The organism is Paraburkholderia heleia NBRC 101817 (genome assembly GCF_000739775.1).
Lineage (GTDB): Bacteria > Pseudomonadota > Gammaproteobacteria > Burkholderiales > Burkholderiaceae > Paraburkholderia > Paraburkholderia heleia.
Window position 1 is genome coordinate 168,839 of sequence record NZ_BBJH01000004.1, and the last position, 17,396, is coordinate 186,234.

Genomic DNA, 17,396 nt, shown 5'->3' on the forward strand with positions numbered 1-17,396 from the left:
GAGACGAAAATGACGAATCTGGTTATTGCTGAACACGACAATCACTCGATCAAGGCCGCGACGCTGAACACCGTCGCTGCAGCACAGAAAATTGGCGGCGACGTGCACGTGCTGGTCGCGGGCCACAACGCCCAGGCCGCAGCGGACGCAGCGGCGAAGATCGCAGGCGTGGCCAAGGTGCTGCTGGCCGATGCGCCGCAACTCGAACAGGGTCTCGCCGAAAACGTCGAGGCGACGGTTCTTGCGATTGCAAAGAACTACACGCACATCCTCGCGCCGGCCACGGCAGCGGGCAAGAACGTCACGCCGCGTATTGCCGCGAAGCTCGACGTCGCGCAGATCAGCGACATCACGGCTGTGGACTCGCCGGACACGTTCGAGCGTCCGATCTACGCGGGCAATGCGATCGCGACGGTGCAATCGGCCGATCCGGTCAAGGTCATCACCGTGCGTACGACGGCCTTCGATGCCGTCGCGGCCGAAGGCGGCAGCGCAGCCGTCGAGAAGCTCGAAGCGGCAGCAGACAGCGGTCTGACGCAGTTCGTCGGCCGTGAAGTGACGAAGCTCGATCGTCCGGAACTCACGAGCGCGAAGATCATCGTCTCGGGTGGCCGGGGTCTGGGCAGCGGCGAGAACTACACGAAGGTGCTGGAGCCGCTCGCCGACAAGCTCAATGCAGCGCTGGGCGCCTCGCGCGCTGCAGTGGACGCAGGCTACGTGCCCAACGACTACCAGGTCGGCCAGACCGGCAAGATCGTCGCGCCGCAACTGTACGTGGCTGTCGGCATCTCGGGTGCGATCCAGCATCTGGCCGGCATGAAGGACTCGAAGGTCATCGTCGCGATCAACAAGGACGAGGAAGCGCCGATCTTCAGCGTGGCCGATTACGGCCTCGTGGGCGACCTGTTCACGGTCGTGCCGGAACTCGTGAAGGAACTCGGCTGAATCGGTCGGTGTATCCAGCGACGAGCGCCGCGTATCATGATTGAACGCGCGGCGTGAGACGAAGCAACGTAGCAACAAAGGGGCGCCGCGGCGCCCCTTTGTTATTTGAGGATCCGCATACCGGCAGCAGGAGACTGAAATGTACCAGGCGCCCACGAGCGACATGCTGTTCGTCATGAAGGAACTGGCCGGCCTCGAAGCCATCGCGAAGCTGCCGGGCGGCGAAGATGCCACGCCCGAAACGGTCGAAGCGGTGCTGCACGAAGCCGCGAAGCTGTGCGGCGAAGTGCTTGCGCCGCTGAACGCCGAAGGCGACCGCAATCCGAGCCGCTGGGAAAACGGCAACGTGCACGCCACACCCGGTTTCAAGGCGGCATTCCGGCAATACGTGGACGGCGGCTGGCAAGGCGTGCAGCATCCTCAGGAATACGAAGGACAAGGCTTGCCCAAGCTCGTCGGGACGCCGTGCGTGGAAATGCTCAACGCGGCGAATCTCTCGTTCGCGCTGTGCCCGCTGCTTACCGACGGCGCCATCGAAGCGCTCCTCACCGCCGGCAGCGAAGCGCAAAAGCAGCGCTTCGTGCCGAAGCTCATCTCGGGCGACTGGACCGGCACGATGAACCTCACCGAGCCGCAGGCGGGCTCCGATCTCGCCGCCGTGCGCACGCGCGCCGAGCCGCAAGGCGACGGCACCTACAAGCTGTTCGGCACGAAGATCTTCATCACGTGGGGCGAGCACGACATGGCGGAGAACATCGTCCATCTCGTGCTCGCGCGCACGCCTACGGCGCCCGAAGGCGTGAAGGGCATCTCGCTGTTCATCGTGCCGAAGTTCCTCGTCAACGACGATGGCACGCTTGGCGCGCGCAACGATGTGCACTGCGTGTCGATCGAACACAAGCTCGGCATCAAGGCGAGCCCCACGGCCGTACTGCAGTTCGGCGACCATGGCGGCGCGATCGGCCAATTGATTGGCGAAGAGAATCGCGGCCTCGAATACATGTTCATCATGATGAACGCCGCGCGTTTTGCGGTGGGCATGCAGGGCGTGGCCGTCTCCGATCGCGCGTACCAGAAGGCGCTCGCCTATGCGAAGGAGCGCGTGCAGAGCCGCCCGGTGGACGGTTCCGCGAAAGCGGCGGTGAGCATCATCCATCATCCCGACGTGCGCCGCATGCTCGCGACGATGCGTGCGCTCACCGAAGCCGCGCGTGCGCTCGCTTACGTGGCGGCGGGCGAGAGCGACCTCGCGCATGGCGAGCCCGACGAGGCGGCCCGTGCGCGGCATCAGGCGCGCTACGAGTACCTCGTGCCGATCGTGAAGGGCTGGAGCACCGAACTGGCGCTGGAAGTGACGAGCCTCGGCGTGCAGGTGCATGGCGGCATGGGCTTCATCGAGGAAACGGGCGCCGCGCAGTTCTACCGCGACGCGCGCGTTCTGCCGATCTACGAGGGCACGACGGCGATCCAGGCGAACGATCTCATCGGGCGCAAGACGCTGCGCGACGGCGGCGCGGCGGCGCAGGCGCTGCTTGCCGATATCGCGCAGACCGTCGACGCGCTGGCCGCCCAACAAGGCGCGGCGTTCGGGTCGATGCGCACGCATCTCGCGGCCGGTAAGGACGCGCTGGCGTCGGCCGTGGACTTCGTGCTCGCGAAGGCGAAAAGCGATCCGAATGCGGTGTTCGCAGGCAGCGTGCCGTATCTGAAGCTGGCGGGCATCGTGCTGGGCGGCTGGCAGATGGCGCGCGCGATGCTCGCCTCGCAGCGTCTTATGCAGGACGATCCGAAGTTTCATGGCGCGAAGATCGCCACGGCGCAGTTCTTCGCGCAACACGTGCTGCCGCAGGCGGTGGCGCTCGAAGCGGCGATCGTCAGCGCGAACGGCAGCGAGGGCGTGCTGGCGCTGGCGGAGGATCAGTTCTGACGCCGCGTGCTAATCGAGCCGGGAGAGCCGGACGAAGCGAGAAATGAAACACGGCGCCCCGCAGGCGCCGTGTTCGTTCATGCCGAAAGCGTTGCTTCAGGCATACGCCGGGCGATGCGAGCCTTGCGCGTCACCGAGATAGCGGTGCACCGAAAGATCGTCGGCGCGGATGGCGGGCTGCTTGCCCGAGATCAGGTCGGCGAGCAACTGGCCAGAGCCGCACGACATCGTCCAGCCGAGCGTGCCGTGGCCCGTGTTCAGGAACAGGTTCGGGATCGGCGTGCGGCCGACGACCGGCGTGCCGTCCGGGGTCATCGGGCGCAGGCCGGTCCAGAAGGTGGCCTTCGCCGTGTCGCCGCCGCCCGGGAACAGGTCGTTGACGCACATTTCGAGTGTTTCGCGGCGCGCCTGCTTGAGCGTCTTGTCGAAGCCGACGATCTCGGCCATGCCGCCCACGCGGATGCGGTCGTCAAAACGCGTGATCGCGATCTTGTAGGTTTCGTCGAGCACGGTCGAAACCGGCGCGGCACCCGCATTCACGATCGGCGCCGTGATCGAGTAGCCCTTGAGCGGATAGACCGGAATCTTCACGAGGCCCGCGAGCATCTTCGTCGAGAAGGAGCCGAGCGCGACCACGTACGAATCCGCACGCACCAGCTCGCTGCCGCATTGCACGCCAGCGATGCGGTCGCCCTGCATGGCGAGGCCGTCGATCGGCGTGTTGTAGCGGAATTTCACACCGAGTTGTTCGGCCATCGCGGCAAGGCGCGTGGTGAACATCTGGCAGTCGCCGGTTTCGTCGCCGGGCAAACGCAGGCCGCCCGTGAGCTTGCCCGACACCGCGGCGAGCGCGGGTTCGGCGCGGCCGAGTTCGGCGGCGGTGAGCAGTTCGTACGGAACGTTCGCGTCTTCGAGCACGGCGATGTCCTTCGCGGCGCCTTCGAACTGCTGCTGCGTGCGGAACACCTGAAGCGTGCCGCCTGTGCGGCCTTCATACTGGATGCCCGTGTCGGCGCGCAGCGCCTGCAGGCAGTCGCGGCTGTATTCGGCGAGGCGCACCATGCGGCCCTTGTTGAGCGCATAGCGCTCAGCCGTGCAGTTCTGCAGCATCTGCCACATCCATTGCAGCTGGAACCTCGTGCCGTCCAGACGAATGGCGAGCGGCGCGTGCTTCTCGAACATCCACTTGATCGCCTTGAGCGGCACGCCAGGCGCCGCCCACGGCGCGGCGTATCCCGGCGAGATCTGGCCGGCATTGGCAAAACTGGTTTCGAGCGCGGGACCGGCCTCGCGGTCGATCACCGTGACTTCGTGGCCCGCGCGGGCGAGATACCAGGCGCTGGCCACACCGACCACGCCACTGCCCAACACGACGACTCGCATAGCGGCTCCATTAGAGATTCGTTGGGCTACGCCGCGCTGCCGGGACCCTGGAAGCCATGTTTTGGCACCGATAGGGAAGAAGGCATGAAAATTCGGGTGTAGCCAGTATTTGTAGCTATGCTATTGTTGTATGTCCAGGTTTTGTTATTGTATTTTTCAGATTTTCGGGAAGAAATCATGAGAACGCAGCGCCAACCGGTCCGCGCGCTCGACCGGCTCGATCACCGCATCCTGAAACTGCTCCAGGAAGACGGCCGCATGGCCATGAAGGACCTCGCGGAGCAAGTCGGGCTCTCGGTCACGCCGTGCATCGAGCGGGTCAAGCGCATGGAGCGCGACGGCGTGATCACGGGTTACTTCGCGCGCGTGAATCCCTCCGTGCTGGGCGCGGCGCTGCTCGTGTTCGTGGAGATCACGCTCGACCACAAGAGCGGCAACATGTTCGACCAGTTCCGCCGCGAGGTGCAGAAGATTCCCGAAGTGCTCGAATGCCATCTCGTCTCGGGCGACTTCGACTATCTCATCAAGGCGCGCATTGGCGAGATGGCCGACTACCGCAAACTGCTCGGCGACATCCTGCTGCAACTGCCGGGCGCCGTGCAGTCGAAGAGCTACGTGGTGATGGAAGAGATCAAGGAGACGCTGACCATCGCCGTGGGGGAATGACCTCGATGGCGGCGGCTGAAAGCGCCCCGTTTTTAGGACTCGACAACGCGGATCAGTGCTGTATAAATATACAGTATCGATCCGCGTTTTCATGTCCGCGTTTTTCATGTCCATTTTCGTGCCTTTCCGGCTCCAGCCGTGACCGACTCCCGTCACCCCGATTCCGACGCCTGGTATCCCGTTGCGCCGCCCACCGCGCGCAAGGGGCGCGGTGCGGTCACGAACCTGCAAGGGCGCTATGAAGTCGACCAGCGCGAAGCGTTCGACGACGGCTGGCAGCAAAGGGTTGCCGGCGGGGAGGGCGATGGCGATGAAGCTGGCGACGCCAGGCTGCGCACCGAAGTCTTCGAGGAGCGCGCGAAAAGCATCCTCACGCGCAACCAGTCGCCGGACATTCCGTTCAACGTCTCGCTCAATCCTTACCGCGGCTGCGAGCACGGCTGCATCTATTGCTTCGCGCGGCCTACGCACAGCTATCTCGGCCTCTCGCCAGGGCTCGATTTCGAGAGCCGGATCTACGCGAAGGTCAACGCGGCGGAACTGCTCGTGCGGGAAATCGCGAAGCCGTCGTACGAGGCCGAGCCGATCGCGCTCGGCGTGAACACCGACGCCTGGCAACCCGTGGAGCGCGACCTGCGCATCACGCGCCGCGTGGTCGAAGTGCTGGCCGAGGCGCAGCATCCGTTCGCGGCCATCACGAAGTCCTCATTGATCGAGCGCGATCTCGACCTGCTCGCGCCGATGGCCGCGCGCCAGCAGTTCATGGCGGCGATCACGATCACCACGCTCGACGCCGATATCGCCCGCTCGCTCGAACCCCGTGCGGCGACACCCGCGCGGCGGCTGCGCACCATCCGTACGCTGGCCGAAGCCGGCGTGCCGGTGGGCGTGAGCATTGCACCGGTGATTCCGTTCGTGACCGAGCCCGACATGGAGCGCGTGCTCGAAGCCTGTGCCGAGGCCGGGGCGACAAGCGCGAGCTACATTGTGCTGCGGCTGCCGTGGGAGGTCGCGCCGCTGTTCCAGGACTGGCTGGCGGCGCACTTCCCGCAGCGCGCTGAGCGCGTGATGAGCCGCGTGCGCGACATGCGCGGCGGCAAGGACTACGAGTCGGCGTTTTCGCAGCGCATGAAGGGCACGGGGCTTTGGGCCGACCTGCTCAAGCAGCGCTTTCACAATGCCGTGCGGCGCCTCGGGCTCAACGAGCGGCGCCACGGCATTCTGGACATGTCGGCGTTCGTGCAGTCGAAGACGGTGCGCGAGAAGCCGCAGCTCGACCTGTTCTGAGCCGTTACCGCGCGATTTACTGCGAGAGCGCCTTCGCGGCCTGGACCTGGGACTCGAAGTACGTTTGAAACGAGAGCGCGAGTCCTGTCATGAGCAGGAACGCGCCAATCAGCAACGAGAAGATAACGACGAAGATCACCGTCCAGCCGGAGCGGCTCGTGCGGCCTTGCTCCACGAACGCTGCGTTGAACTGCGCATCCCATTTGGCGTCGGGGCGCAGGCCGTAGACGATCGCCGCCAGAAACGCCGAGAGGACCGACACCGCGCCGATCACTGCAAGCACCCAGCCGGGAATCGAGGTGCGTTCGGTTGCGACGAGCAGCATCACGCCCGGAATGCCGATCAGCGTGCCGAGCAAATGCGCCCAGCCCCACACGTCGCGCGGGCCGTACAGATAGAAGCGGTGTGCGCCGAGGCTGCCAAACAGGAAGGCGAGGGCGGCGGTGAGCGTTTTGGAGCGAAAGCGTGCGCGGTTCTTGTCGTTGGGCATGGGCTCGGGCGAAACGTGGACGTTTGGCCGTCATGGGCGCATCACGTCGAACGCACACGGGCCGCCGGGCATTGTATGCCGCGCGCCGGGCTTGCAGCACAAGCGCACGCTTATGCCCGGCACCATGTCTGCAGTTTCGACGAGGCGGCCGCGTCATGGTTTCGTGTAGGTCACGCGATAAATCGCGCCCGCATAGTCGTCGCTGATCAGGAGCGAGCCGTCGGGCAGCGGCAGCACGTCGGCGGGGCGGCCCCACTGGGTCTCGTCGGAATTCAGCCAGCCCTGTGCGAACACTTGCTGGCGCGCGTTCGTGCCGTCGGGGTTCGCGCTCACGCGCACCACGCGATAGCCGACCTTCTTGCTGCGGTTCCACGAGCCGTGCTCGGCGATGAAAATACTGTTCCTATAGTCGGCCGGGAACATCGAACCGGTATAGAAGCGCATGCCGAGCGACGCCACGTGCGCGCCGAGCTTGAGGACCGGGGGCGTGAAGCCGCTGCACGGATGGCCGGCGCCGAACCCGGGGTCGGCGACATTGCCGCCGTGACAATACGGAAAGCCGAAGTCCTCGCCCACATGCGCGAAGCGGTTGAGCTTGTCGTCGGGAATGTCGTCGCCGAGCATGTCGCGGCCGTTGTCGGTGAACCAGAGTTCGTGGGTCTGCGGATGCCACGCGAAGCCGACCGTGTTGCGCACGCCGCGGGCGATGGTCTCGTAGTGCGAGCCGTCGGGATCCATGCGGCCGATCATCGCGAAATGCACGCGCTGCGGGTCGCCGGCCGGCAGGCAGACATTGCACGGCGCGCCTTGCGGCACGTAGAGCTTGCCGTCGGGGCCGAAGGCGATAAACTTCCAGCCGTGGTGGCGCTCGCCGGGCAGCGCATCCGTGACGACGACGGCTTTGGGCGGATCGTCGAGATGACGGTCGATGTCGTCGAGCCGCACGATCGACGAAACCGCCGAGACATACAGTGCGCCGTTGCGCCAGGCCACACCCACCGGCATGGTCAGTCCCGAGGCCACGATATGGCGCTTGATGGCCTTGCCGTCCTTGAGTTCGAACGCGTAGACGTCGCCGTCCATGCTCCCTGCATACAACAGGGTGCCGTTGCCCGACAGCGTCATTTCGCGCGCGCCGGGCACGTCGGCGGAGAGCACCTCGATGTGGAAGCCCGGCGGCAGCTTGATACGGTCGATGGGAAGCGCCGCGTGAGCGAACGGCGCCGCGAGCAGGGCGGCGGCCACGGCGAGCCACGCTGCCGCGCAGCGTCTGGCCGACTGGCGCGAGACCGGAAAAACGCAGCTGTCACCCACGCCGTCGTCGCAACCGCGCCGCAGCCAGTGCACGAGTCGTCTGAAAGTCGCCACAATTCGCTCCAGGGCCCGCCCATCGGAGGCATGAGCCGCTTTTTGACCGCCGTGTCTTGCCGCTTTCCGCGAGCCGGTGTGCAATTTCCCGTTAAGTGTTTGTTATGCCTCCGGTTTCGGGCTATAATCGCATGTTTCAGTAGTCCCGAACCCCGGTTTTCAAGGATTTTAGTATGGTCATCATCCGTCTGGCACGCGGCGGCTCGAAGAAGCGCCCGTTCTACAACATCGTCGCAACCGACTCGCGCAACCGTCGCGACGGCCGTTTCATCGAGCGCGTGGGCTTCTACAACCCCGTCGCTACCAAGGGTGAAACGCTGCGCATCGCTCAAGATCGCGTGACGTACTGGAAGGAAAACGGCGCGCAAATGTCGCCGGCCGTCGAGCGTCTCGTGAAGGAAGCGCAAAAGACCGCCGCCGCTGCGCCGGCTGCTTAAGTCTTCAAGCGTCTTTTCAGTCTGTTGTCCGTGTTTTACCCGCGTACGCGCTGCATGATCCGCGTATGCGATATCAAGCTGGTCGCAAGGGGTGCCGATGTCCGCGCATGACGCTAAATCTGCCGTACAGGCGAACGACGCGTCGGAAAGCGGGGCGCCCGCAGCGGCAAACAGCGCTGCGACCGGCGGCGCCGGCAAGGCTGCCGCCCGCGGCGCGCCGTCGTTTGGCGCGTTCGTGCGCAAGCCTGCACGCGAGAGCGCCGCGAAAGCCGCGCCCGCAACCGGGAGCCTGTGCGCCGAAACCGAAGCGAGCTGGCCGGCCGACGCCGTTGAAGTCGGTGCCGTGATCGACGCCTACGGCCTCAAGGGCTGGCTGAAGATCGCGCCGCACGCGCAGGACGGCCGCGCGCTGCTTGGCGCGAAACGCTGGTGGCTCCTCAAGGGCCGCGAGGGTCAGGCGCATCGCGAGCGTCATTCCGCGGTGCGTGTGAGCGCCAAGGTTCATGGTGACGGCGTCGTCGGTCAGCTTTCGGGCCTGGCCGACCGCGATGCCGCGCTGCTGTTGCGCGGCGCGCGCGTGTACGTGAGCCGGGCCGAATTCCCGGCGCCCGCAGCCGATGAATATTACTGGGTCGACCTGATCGGCCTCGACGTCGCCAATGAGGCGGGCGTCGAGCTCGGCAAGGTCGCCGACCTGATCGACAATGGTGCGCAATCGGTGTTGCGTGTCACGTATGCGTCCACGGACAAGGATGGCAAGCCGGCCTCCGGCGAGCGCCTGATCCCGTTTGTGGGCGTGTTCGTGAAGACGGTGGACCTGGCGGCGAAGCGTATCGTCGTCGACTGGGAAGCCGACTACTGAGCACCGTGGCAACGCTGTGGCAACCCCGCCGCGCGCCCTGAATCCATTTCGCTGAACGGAGAGAGCGATGCAGTTCGATGTCGTCACGCTCTTTCCCGAGATGTTCCGCGCGCTGACCGACTGGGGCATTACCAGCCGGGCGGCGAAGCAGCAGCGTTACACGTTGCGCACGTGGAATCCGCGTGATTTCACGACCGACAACTACCGCACGATCGACGACCGCCCTTACGGCGGCGGCCCCGGCATGGTCATGCTGGCCAGGCCGCTCGAAGCGGCGATCGACGCGGCGAAGGCCGCGCAGGCGCAAGCCGGCGTGAGCGCCCCGCGTGTGCTGCTGATGTCGCCGCAAGGCAAGCCGCTCACGCACGAACGCGTCATGCAGTTCGCGCAGGAGCCGGGTCTCGTGATGTTGTGCGGCCGCTACGAAGCGATCGACCAGCGTCTCGTCGACCGCTGCGTGGACGAAGAAGTGAGCCTCGGCGACTTCGTGCTCTCGGGGGGCGAATTGCCTGCAATGGCCTTGATGGACGCCGTAGTGCGCAACCTGCCGGGTGTGCTGGGCGACGCGCTTTCCGCGGTGCAGGACAGCTTCGTCGACGGGTTGCTCGACTGTCCGCACTACACGCGCCCCGAGGAATACGACGGCGTGCGCGTGCCCGATGTGCTGCTTGGCGGCCATCATGCGGAAATCGAGCAATGGCGCCGCCGCGAGGCGTTGCGCAACACGTGGAACAAGCGGCCCGATCTGATCGCGCGGGCCAGAAAGAACAAGATGTTGAGCCGGGCCGACGAGGCGTGGCTCGCTAGTCTCGCGAAGGGCCCGGACGAAGCGTAAGGCTTCGGACGGGCGCGACAAGGGGCGCAAAAGGCGGTGCCGCTTCATGCGTGAACGGCGCCAGTTGTGAATCCATCCTCTGTCGGGGCCGTAGTGCAGGCAACTCTGCACAGGTACGAACGCCGACAAGATGGCATACGGAGTCAATCCATGAATCTGATTGAAAAACTCGAGCAGGAAGAAATCCAGCGCGTGCTGGGCGAGAAGACCATCCCCGATTTCGCCCCCGGCGACACGGTGATCGTCAACGTGAACGTGGTTGAAGGTAACCGCAAGCGCGTTCAGGCATACGAAGGCGTCGTAATCGCGAAGCGTAACCGCGGTCTGAACTCGTCGTTCATCGTGCGCAAGATCTCGTCGGGCGAAGGCGTCGAGCGTACGTTCCAGACGTACTCGCCGCTGCTGGCCAGCATCGTGGTGAAGCGCCGCGGCGACGTGCGTCGCGCGAAGCTGTACTACCTGCGCAGCCTGTCGGGCAAGAAGGCACGTATCAAGGAAAAGCTCGTGTCGAAAGACCGCGCAGCGGCTCCGGCCGATCAGGCGTAAAAGCTGTAAGAAAAAAGCACCCCTCGGGGTGCTTTTTTCTTTTTGGCCGCAAAATACTCTCGTGTACGTGTCATCCGGGATGCCCGTTGATCCGCCCAGTATTTGAACCCGAAAGCCTGCCGATCGAATCGACGGGCGCGAGCCTTCCGCAGGTCGCCGCGGAGCGCCTGACCGCCGCCGGCTTGCGCACGCGCTTCGAGCAGCGCCTGCCGTGGGACCCCGAACCGCAGGAAGCGCGTCTGGCCGAGATGCGCGATCCGCGCGAGGCCGCCGTGCTCATGCCCATCGCGATGCGCCCGGGGGGCTTGACCGTGCTGCTCACGCAGCGCGCCGACAACCTCAGCAATCACGCGGGCCAGGTGAGCTTTCCCGGCGGCAGCCGCGAACCTTCCGACCCTACGCCCATCGCCGCCGCGCTGCGCGAGGCACAAGAGGAAGTGAACCTCGACCCCGCGCGTGTCGAGGTGCTCGGCGCATTGCCCGACTACCTCACCGGCACCGGCTTCAAGGTCACGCCTGTGGTCGGTCTCGTGCACGAGCCATTCAGTCTCGCGGCGGACTCGCTCGAAGTGGCGAGCATCTTCGAGGTGCCGCTCAGCTTTCTGATGAACCCCGTGCATCATCAGGTGCGCGTGTTCCGTTGGGAGGGCGGCGAGCGGCGCTTTTATGCGATGCCTTATCCGGACCGCAATTCGCCGGACCGCAATTCGCCGGACCGCAGTGAGCCTGAACCCGCTCTCGCTTCCGGCGTCGGGTCCTCGCACTTCATCTGGGGGGCGACGGCAGGGATGCTGCGCAACTTCTACCGTTTCCTGCTTGCGTAACGGGTCTGGCGGCGCGTGCAAGCGCCGCTACGCACTGTTGCGAGTTTGCCGCCCGAATTGCCGGCGATGGTCAGGTACATCTGGCCCTGTGATATCGTTGCAACACTTTCATCAAACCCCTTTCGCAACCCGATCTGCACGGCGCGTCGCATGACCTTCTTTTCCGTATTGCTGGCTCTCGTCATCGAACAGGTGCGGGCGCTGTCGCCCAATAATCCGGTCATGGCGCTCGTGCGCCTCAATGCGGAATGGGCCGCTCACGGCTTCGACGCCGGCAAGCAGAAGCATGGCCTCATCGCGTGGCTCGTGGTCGTGCTGCCGTGGACGCTCGCCACGGCGCTCATCTATTACGTGCTGTACCACATCAGCTTCGTGCTGGCGTTCCTGTGGAACGTGGTGGTCGTGTACTTCACGCTCGGCTTTCGCCAGTTCAGCCACTATTTCACCGACATCCATCTCGCGCTGAACAACGACGACGTGCCGCGCGCGCGTGAAATCCTCCACGAATGGACCGGTATCGACGCGGTGGACATGCCCGTGAGCGAGATCGTGCGCCACACGCTCATTCACGCGGTGATCGCCTCGCATCGGCATGTGTTCGGCGTGTTCTTCTGGTTTCTCGTGCCGATCGGGCCCGCGGGCGCCGTGCTGTACCGCATCGCCGAATACCTCGCGCGCGAGTGGGCACGCCCGGCCGAGGACCGCACCGAGGCGTTCTCGAACTTCGCGCAGCATGTGTTTTTCGTGATCGACTGGGTGCCGGCGCGGCTCACGTCGCTCGGCTTTGCCATCGTCGGCAATTTCGAGGACGCGATCTACGCCTGGCGCAACCACACGAACCAGTGGCCCGACACCAACGAAGGCGTGCTGCTCGCCACCGGCAGCGGCGCGCTGGGCGCGCGCCTGTCGGGCCCGCTAGCCGAGCAGTCCAGCGTCGATGCGCTCGCGCAGCCGGGCGAGGGCGGGCCGTACACGGTGGGCGACGACTGCACGCCGCGCACGCTGCAATCGGCCGTGGGCCTCGTGTGGCGCGCCGTGATCCTGTGGATGATCCTGCTGCTCATGCTGACGATCGCCGTCTGGCTCTGAGCGCCGCAGCGCCAAGCCGTAAAACATGCAAATGGGCCGCTTCCGGGCGGCCCATTTGCGTTTGGGTCGGCCCCTGACGTCACTCGTCGCGCACGTCGCGATCGCGTCCGCAATTCCAGCACACGGTGAACTGCGCTTCGAGCACCTCGCCACAGCGCGCACAGCGCCACGTGGGGGCGCCCGGCGGCGGCCCGTTCACCGCTTCGTCGATCAAACGCCGGGCGAGCTTTTCGTCGCGCTCGTCCACGAGCCACAGTTCGGGCGCGCACTGCTCGGCTGGAATTTCCCCCATCGCGCCGCTCAGATAGCGGTTGTGCAGCTCGCAGGGCACGCCCGCCGTCGCCAGGATGTTCATCCAGTGCTGGGCGATCAGCAGATTCGGCGCGCGCACGAGCTTGAGCATGGGCGTTGGGGGCGGGCGGCGGGTCAGCGCACGACCTGGCTGATCTCGTGCATGAGCTGCGCGTAGAGCGCCTGGCGCTCGGGCGCGATGCGGCCGTCGTCGACGGCTTCCAGAATCGCGCAGCCCGGCTCGTGCAGGTGATGGCAATTGTAGAAGCGGCAGTGCGCGAGCAGCGGCCGGAACTCGGGGAACGCGCGTTCCAGCTTGCCCTCGGTGAGGTGATAGAGGCCGAACTCCTGGAAGCCCGGCGAGTCGATCAGCGCGCCGCCCTCGGGGAGCGCGTAGAGCCGCGTGAACGTCGTGGTGTGGCGGCCGCTGTTGAGCGCGGTCGAGATCTCGCGCGTGGCCGCTTCGGCGTCGGGAATCAACAGGTTCACGAGCGTCGACTTGCCCATGCCCGACTGGCCGAGCAGGATCGTCTGATGGCCGTGCAGATGCTCGGCCAGCGCCGCGCGTGCCTCCTCGGGGCGGCCCTTCACCGAAAGCTCCAGCACCGTATAGCCGAGCGCGCGATAGCGCTCGAGCCGCTGGCGCGCGAGAGGCAGCGCGGCCTCGACGTCGATCTTGTTGAGCACGATGAGCGGCTTGAGGTCGTTGGCCTCGGCGGCCACGAGCGCGCGCCCGAGCAGGTCCTCGCTGAAGTGCGGCTCCGTGGCGAGCACGATCAGCAACTGGTCGAGGTTCGCCGCGAAGAGCTTCGACTTGAACTGGTCGGAGCGGTAGAGCAGGTTGCGCCGCTCGCCGATCGCGACGATCACGCCCTGGTCGGCGGACGTCTGCTGATATTCGACGCGGTCGCCCACCGCGACCTCGCTCTTCTTGCCGCGCGGGAAGCATTGCAGGTGCGCGCCGCCGCCGTCGGGCGCGACGAGATAGTGGCGCCCGTGGGCGGCGATCACCACGCCGTGCAGCGTGGCGCCCGCAGCTTTTGGGTTGCCGGCGGCTTGGGTTGCGCGCCGCTTCATGCGTGCGCGAGCAGTCGGTCGATCCGCTGCGAAGCCGGCGGATGCGAGTAGTAGAACGCGGTATAGAGCGGGTCGGGGGTGAGCGTCGACGCGTTGTCCTCGTAGAGTTTCACGAGCGCGTTGACGAGATGCTGCGCGTCCGTTTGCGTGGCGGCGAAGGCATCGGCCTCGAACTCGTGCTTGCGCGAGGAGAGGCTGCCAAGCGGCGTGACGAAGAACAGGAACACGGGCACGGCGAGAAAGAACAGCACGAGCGCGAGCCCTTCGTTGCCGCCGAGCAGCGACGGACGCACGCCGAGACCCTCGTAGAACCAGACGCGCTGCGAGAGCCAGCCGAGCAGGGCGAGCAGGGCGAGGCTGATCGCGAACGTGACCACCATGCGCTTGATGACGTGACGGCGCTTGAAGTGGCCCAGCTCGTGCGCGAGCACGGCCTCGATCTCGCTGCCGGACAGGCGCGCAAGCAGCGTATCGAAGAACACGATGCGCTTGGACGCGCCAAAGCCCGTGAAATAGGCGTTGCCGTGCGCGGAGCGGCGGCTGCCGTCCATCACGAACAGGCCCTTGGCCGCAAAGCCGCAGCGCTGCATGAGCGCCTCGATACGCGAGCGCAGCGCTTCGTCGCGCAGCGGTTCGAACTTGTTGAAGAGCGGCGCGATAAAGGTGGGATAGAGCACCAGCACGAGCATCTGGAACGCGACCCATACGGCCCACGTCCAGAGCCACCAGAGGCTGCCCGCCTGCTTCATGAGCCAGAGCACGACGAAGAGAAGCGGAATGCCGAACGCGGCGCCGATCAGGAGCCCCTTGATGCGGTCCATGACGAAGATGCGCTTCGTCATGCGGTTGAAGCCGAAGCGCTCCTCGATCACGAACTGGCGGTAGTAGTCGAGCGGCAGTTCGACCAGGCCGGAGATGGCGAGCACGGCTCCGATCAGTGCGATCTGGCCCACATAGTCGCGCCCGATCGCATCCGAGATGCCGAGATCGAGCGCCTGCACGCCGCCGAGCAGCGTGAGCGCGATCAGCACCACTGCGCCGAGCACGATTTCGATCATGCCGAGGCGCGTGCGGGCGACCGTGTAGTCGGCGGCGCGCTGGTGCGCGGCGAGCGGGATGGTGGCGGTGAACTGCGCGGGCACCGCGCCGCGGTGTGCGGCCACGAAGCGGATCTGCCGCGACGCGAGCCAGAGCCTGGTCGCGACCATGGCGAGCACGGCCACGACGAACAGCACGCTGAAGGACAGCGCAGGGGAGGGGGACAGATTAGGCATCCAGGAAGTCCGTGGTATCTATGCGACAATTATATGTTCTCGCCGGCCGGGCATCGCATCCTGTCGATGCCGCGCACGCGCCGCGCCTCCAACGCTCTCCGGGTTGCCCTTCATGACTGACATTACCGCTGCCGGCGCGCCGCTCATCGAGCGCACCGACATGAACCTGATCTGGCTCGATATGGAAATGACGGGTCTCGATCCCGACAACGACCGCATCATCGAGATCGCCGTGGTGGTGACGAACTCGACGCTCGACAAGCTCGTGGAGGGCCCCGTGCTGGCCATCCATCAGCCGGAGCCGGTGCTCGACCGCATGGACGAATGGAACCGCAACACGCACGGCCGCTCGGGCCTCACCGAGCGCGTGCGCGCCTCGACCGTCACGGAAGAAACGGCGACCGAGCAGATCATGGCGTTCCTTTCGCAATACGTGCCGCCGGGCAAGTCGCCGATGTGCGGCAACTCGATCTGCCAGGACCGCCGCTTCATGGCGCGCTGGATGCCCACGCTCGAGCGCTTTTTCCACTACCGCAACCTCGACGTGAGCACGCTCAAGGAGCTGTGCCGGCGCTGGCAGCCGACCATCTACAAGGGTTTCCAGAAGCGCGCGATGCATACGGCGCTCGCCGACATCCACGAGTCGATCGACGAGCTCAAGTACTACCGCGAGCATTTCCTCGTTCCGGCGCCGGGCATTGTGCCCGACGTGGCAGCGGGCGAGGCCGGTCCGGCGCTCTGAGCGCCGGCGAGACGCGCGGCAGCGGCACTGCCGCTGCTGTGCGATGGTTGAAGCAGTTCGAGTGTCAGGCGCGCGGCGCCCGCTGCGCGTTCTTGGGCCGGAACGCCGACACGACGTCCGGATCGGTTTCGATATACGGGCCGCCGATCAGGTCGATGCAGTACGGCACCGCAGCGAAAATGCCCGGCACCTTCACGGCGCCCTGATCGTCGCGCAAGCCTTCCAGCGTTTCCTTGATCGACTTCGGCTGCCCCGGCAGGTTGATGATGAGCGCCGCGTGGTCGCCGTTCTCGCGGATCACGGCGACCTGGCGCGACAGAATCGCCGTCGGCACGAAGTTCAGGCTGATCTGGCGCATCTGCTCGCCAAAGCCCGGCATTTCCTTCGTCGCCACCGCGAGCGTCGCTTCGGGCGTCACGTCGCGGCGCGCGGGGCCGGTGCCTCCCGTCGTCAACACGAGGTCGCAGCCCAGGCCGTCCACGAGCGCCGTGAGCGTCGCGGAGATCGTCGCCGCGTCGTCGTGGATCAGGCGCGTCTCGGCGCGCCACGGCGTTTTCAGCGCATTGCCGAGCCACTCCATCAGCGAGGGAATGCCCTTGTCCTCGTAGACGCCGCTCGTCGCGCGGTCGCTGACCGACACGAGGCCGATCACCAGTTCGTCACGCATTGGATCCGATTCGCTGCGCTCAGGCTTCGTCATCATCGCGGTCCTCGTCGGCACGCTCGTTTTCGTGGTCTTCACTTTCGTCGGCACCCTGGGCGCTCACGTCCTTGATCCACTGGAACAGCTCGCGAAAGGACTTGGGCGGCTTGCTCTGCTCCTGCTCGCGGCGCGCGTTGCGGATCAGCGTGCGGCCTTCCTGCGGGTCGGCGGCGGGATGCTGGCGGATGAATTCGGTGAGCGCGGCGTCGTCCGCGAGCAGCTTGTCGCGCGTGCGCTCGATCCAGTGCAGGCGCGCCGTCGCGGCCTTGTTCACGCCGCGGTGCTCTTCGAGCTTCGTGCGCAGCGCGGCGACTTCGGCTTCGGTGAGGCCGCGCATCATGCGGCCCACGTACTGGAGCTGGCGGCGGCGGCCTTCGTGGTCGGTGATACGGCGGCACTCGTGGACGGCGTCCGCGAGGTCTTCGGTCATCGGCATGCGCTTGAGCGCGTCTCTCGGCAGTTCCACGAGGGCCTGGCCGAGTTCCTGGAGCGCTTCCATGTCGCGCTTGAGCTGCGATTTGCTCGGGCGATCGTAGCCGTTGTCGTCCTGGTCGGCGACAGCGTCGTTCATCGGTTGAATGCGGGTTTTGCGTTTCATGGGGCGTATTGTAGCGTGCGCGCGCGTGCGGCTCGGGCAGGAAGGTGGCGGA

General features: G+C 65.9%; 19 protein-coding genes. 11 read left to right on the forward strand and 8 right to left on the reverse strand.

Features of this window, described 5'->3' with window-relative positions:
* The first annotated feature begins 9 nt into the window (after window positions 1-9).
* Complete coding sequence (locus BHE01S_RS04605; RefSeq protein ID WP_042261046.1) at window positions 10-945, forward strand: electron transfer flavoprotein subunit alpha/FixB family protein; 936 nt, start codon at window positions 10-12, stop codon at window positions 943-945.
* A gap of 139 nt (window positions 946-1,084) precedes the next feature.
* The gene (locus BHE01S_RS04610; protein WP_042261048.1) at window positions 1,085-2,872 is read left to right on the forward strand and encodes an acyl-CoA dehydrogenase; all 1,788 of its coding nucleotides are present in this window, start codon (window positions 1,085-1,087) and stop codon (window positions 2,870-2,872) included.
* 96 nt (window positions 2,873-2,968) lie between these two features.
* Here BHE01S_RS04610 and BHE01S_RS04615 read toward each other — a convergent pair whose 3' ends face one another.
* Window positions 2,969-4,255 carry a D-amino acid dehydrogenase gene (locus tag BHE01S_RS04615; protein ID WP_042261051.1) on the reverse strand — a complete coding sequence of 429 codons (1,287 nt, stop codon included), beginning with the start codon at window positions 4,253-4,255 and terminating at the stop codon, window positions 2,969-2,971.
* 177 nt (window positions 4,256-4,432) lie between these two features.
* On the opposite strand from BHE01S_RS04615, the gene BHE01S_RS04620 reads away from it, so the two are divergent.
* Both BHE01S_RS04620 and BHE01S_RS04625 read left to right on the forward strand, forming a co-directional pair.
* On the forward strand, window positions 4,433-4,921 hold the full coding sequence (locus BHE01S_RS04620; RefSeq protein WP_042261052.1) for an Lrp/AsnC ligand binding domain-containing protein: 489 nt from the start codon (window positions 4,433-4,435) through the stop codon (window positions 4,919-4,921).
* Between the two features lie 138 nt (window positions 4,922-5,059).
* Window positions 5,060-6,208, forward strand: coding sequence for a PA0069 family radical SAM protein (locus BHE01S_RS04625; RefSeq protein ID WP_042261053.1), 1,149 nt, complete (start codon window positions 5,060-5,062; stop codon window positions 6,206-6,208).
* Between the two features lie 16 nt (window positions 6,209-6,224).
* Here the strand turns inward: BHE01S_RS04625 and BHE01S_RS04630 are convergent, their stop codons facing one another.
* Window positions 6,225-6,698 (reverse strand): NINE protein, encoded by a 474-nt coding sequence (locus BHE01S_RS04630; protein ID WP_042261055.1) that lies wholly within the window; start codon window positions 6,696-6,698, stop codon window positions 6,225-6,227.
* A 153-nt stretch (window positions 6,699-6,851) separates the two neighbouring features.
* On the reverse strand, window positions 6,852-8,012 hold the full coding sequence (locus BHE01S_RS04635) for a PQQ-dependent sugar dehydrogenase (RefSeq protein WP_042261299.1): 1,161 nt from the start codon (window positions 8,010-8,012) through the stop codon (window positions 6,852-6,854).
* A 227-nt stretch (window positions 8,013-8,239) separates the two neighbouring features.
* On the opposite strand from BHE01S_RS04635, the gene rpsP reads away from it, so the two are divergent.
* The 6 genes from rpsP (at window position 8,240) to BHE01S_RS04665 (ending at window position 12,659) form a co-directional block, all read left to right on the forward strand.
* Window positions 8,240-8,503: a 30S ribosomal protein S16 gene (rpsP, locus tag BHE01S_RS04640; RefSeq protein ID WP_028206744.1), complete on the forward strand. Its 264-nt coding sequence runs from the start codon at window positions 8,240-8,242 to the stop codon at window positions 8,501-8,503.
* Window positions 8,504-8,600: 97 nt separating this feature from the next.
* Window positions 8,601-9,365 carry a ribosome maturation factor RimM gene (rimM, locus tag BHE01S_RS04645; RefSeq protein ID WP_042261056.1) on the forward strand — a complete coding sequence of 255 codons (765 nt, stop codon included), beginning with the start codon at window positions 8,601-8,603 and terminating at the stop codon, window positions 9,363-9,365.
* A gap of 67 nt (window positions 9,366-9,432) precedes the next feature.
* The gene (gene trmD / locus BHE01S_RS04650; protein ID WP_042261058.1) at window positions 9,433-10,200 is read left to right on the forward strand and encodes a tRNA (guanosine(37)-N1)-methyltransferase TrmD; all 768 of its coding nucleotides are present in this window, start codon (window positions 9,433-9,435) and stop codon (window positions 10,198-10,200) included.
* A gap of 150 nt (window positions 10,201-10,350) precedes the next feature.
* Window positions 10,351-10,746, forward strand: coding sequence for a 50S ribosomal protein L19 (rplS, locus tag BHE01S_RS04655; protein WP_042261060.1), 396 nt, complete (start codon window positions 10,351-10,353; stop codon window positions 10,744-10,746).
* Between the two features lie 86 nt (window positions 10,747-10,832).
* Window positions 10,833-11,570 (forward strand): CoA pyrophosphatase, encoded by a 738-nt coding sequence (locus tag BHE01S_RS04660; protein ID WP_042261062.1) that lies wholly within the window; start codon window positions 10,833-10,835, stop codon window positions 11,568-11,570.
* A 150-nt stretch (window positions 11,571-11,720) separates the two neighbouring features.
* On the forward strand, window positions 11,721-12,659 hold the full coding sequence (locus BHE01S_RS04665; RefSeq protein WP_042261065.1) for a CobD/CbiB family protein: 939 nt from the start codon (window positions 11,721-11,723) through the stop codon (window positions 12,657-12,659).
* Window positions 12,660-12,738: 79 nt separating this feature from the next.
* On the opposite strand, the gene BHE01S_RS04670 is transcribed toward BHE01S_RS04665, so the two are convergent.
* Genes BHE01S_RS04670 through BHE01S_RS04680 form a run of 3 tightly spaced genes read right to left on the reverse strand, consistent with a single transcriptional unit; the run spans window position 12,739 to window position 15,301 of the window.
* Window positions 12,739-13,062, reverse strand: a complete 324-nt coding sequence (locus BHE01S_RS04670) for a putative signal transducing protein (RefSeq protein ID WP_042261067.1) — start codon at window positions 13,060-13,062, stop codon at window positions 12,739-12,741.
* 23 nt (window positions 13,063-13,085) lie between these two features.
* Window positions 13,086-14,027 (reverse strand): ribosome small subunit-dependent GTPase A, encoded by a 942-nt coding sequence (rsgA, locus tag BHE01S_RS04675; RefSeq protein ID WP_042261068.1) that lies wholly within the window; start codon window positions 14,025-14,027, stop codon window positions 13,086-13,088.
* The gene (locus BHE01S_RS04680; RefSeq protein WP_042261070.1) at window positions 14,024-15,301 is read right to left on the reverse strand and encodes a M48 family metallopeptidase; all 1,278 of its coding nucleotides are present in this window, start codon (window positions 15,299-15,301) and stop codon (window positions 14,024-14,026) included. The genes rsgA and BHE01S_RS04680 overlap by 4 nt, the downstream gene beginning before the upstream one ends.
* A 112-nt stretch (window positions 15,302-15,413) precedes the next feature.
* On the opposite strand from BHE01S_RS04680, the gene orn reads away from it, so the two are divergent.
* Window positions 15,414-16,043: an oligoribonuclease gene (gene orn / locus BHE01S_RS04685; protein ID WP_042261072.1), complete on the forward strand. Its 630-nt coding sequence runs from the start codon at window positions 15,414-15,416 to the stop codon at window positions 16,041-16,043.
* 64 nt (window positions 16,044-16,107) lie between these two features.
* Here the strand turns inward: orn and mog are convergent, their stop codons facing one another.
* Both mog and yjgA read right to left on the reverse strand, forming a co-directional pair.
* Entirely contained in the window at window positions 16,108-16,746 is a 639-nt protein-coding gene (gene mog, locus BHE01S_RS04690; protein ID WP_084068556.1) for a molybdopterin adenylyltransferase, read from the reverse strand.
* On the reverse strand, window positions 16,730-17,344 hold the full coding sequence (yjgA, locus tag BHE01S_RS04695; RefSeq protein WP_281177739.1) for a ribosome biogenesis factor YjgA: 615 nt from the start codon (window positions 17,342-17,344) through the stop codon (window positions 16,730-16,732). Before yjgA ends, mog begins: the two co-directional genes overlap by 17 nt.
* Between the last annotated feature and the right edge of the window lie 52 nt (window positions 17,345-17,396).

Excerpts from the sequence above, each read along its gene's own strand:
- BHE01S_RS04605 (WP_042261046.1), top strand. The coding sequence starts at position 10 with ATGACGAATCTGGTTATTGCTGAACACGACAATCACTCGATCAAGGCC.
- BHE01S_RS04610 (WP_042261048.1), top strand. The coding sequence starts at position 1,085 with ATGTACCAGGCGCCCACGAGCGACATGCTGTTCGTCATGAAGGAACTG.
- BHE01S_RS04615 (WP_042261051.1), bottom strand. The coding sequence starts at position 4,255 with ATGCGAGTCGTCGTGTTGGGCAGTGGCGTGGTCGGTGTGGCCAGCGCC.
- BHE01S_RS04620 (WP_042261052.1), top strand. The coding sequence starts at position 4,433 with ATGAGAACGCAGCGCCAACCGGTCCGCGCGCTCGACCGGCTCGATCAC.
- BHE01S_RS04630 (WP_042261055.1), bottom strand. The coding sequence starts at position 6,698 with ATGCCCAACGACAAGAACCGCGCACGCTTTCGCTCCAAAACGCTCACC.
- rpsP (WP_028206744.1), top strand. The coding sequence starts at position 8,240 with ATGGTCATCATCCGTCTGGCACGCGGCGGCTCGAAGAAGCGCCCGTTC.
- rimM (WP_042261056.1), top strand. The coding sequence starts at position 8,601 with ATGTCCGCGCATGACGCTAAATCTGCCGTACAGGCGAACGACGCGTCG.
- trmD (WP_042261058.1), top strand. The coding sequence starts at position 9,433 with ATGCAGTTCGATGTCGTCACGCTCTTTCCCGAGATGTTCCGCGCGCTG.
- rplS (WP_042261060.1), top strand. The coding sequence starts at position 10,351 with ATGAATCTGATTGAAAAACTCGAGCAGGAAGAAATCCAGCGCGTGCTG.
- BHE01S_RS04665 (WP_042261065.1), top strand. The coding sequence starts at position 11,721 with ATGACCTTCTTTTCCGTATTGCTGGCTCTCGTCATCGAACAGGTGCGG.
- BHE01S_RS04670 (WP_042261067.1), bottom strand. The coding sequence starts at position 13,062 with ATGCTCAAGCTCGTGCGCGCGCCGAATCTGCTGATCGCCCAGCACTGG.
- rsgA (WP_042261068.1), bottom strand. The coding sequence starts at position 14,027 with ATGAAGCGGCGCGCAACCCAAGCCGCCGGCAACCCAAAAGCTGCGGGC.
- BHE01S_RS04680 (WP_042261070.1), bottom strand. The coding sequence starts at position 15,301 with ATGCCTAATCTGTCCCCCTCCCCTGCGCTGTCCTTCAGCGTGCTGTTC.
- orn (WP_042261072.1), top strand. The coding sequence starts at position 15,414 with ATGACTGACATTACCGCTGCCGGCGCGCCGCTCATCGAGCGCACCGAC.
- mog (WP_084068556.1), bottom strand. The coding sequence starts at position 16,746 with ATGATGACGAAGCCTGAGCGCAGCGAATCGGATCCAATGCGTGACGAA.
- yjgA (WP_281177739.1), bottom strand. The coding sequence starts at position 17,344 with ATGAAACGCAAAACCCGCATTCAACCGATGAACGACGCTGTCGCCGAC.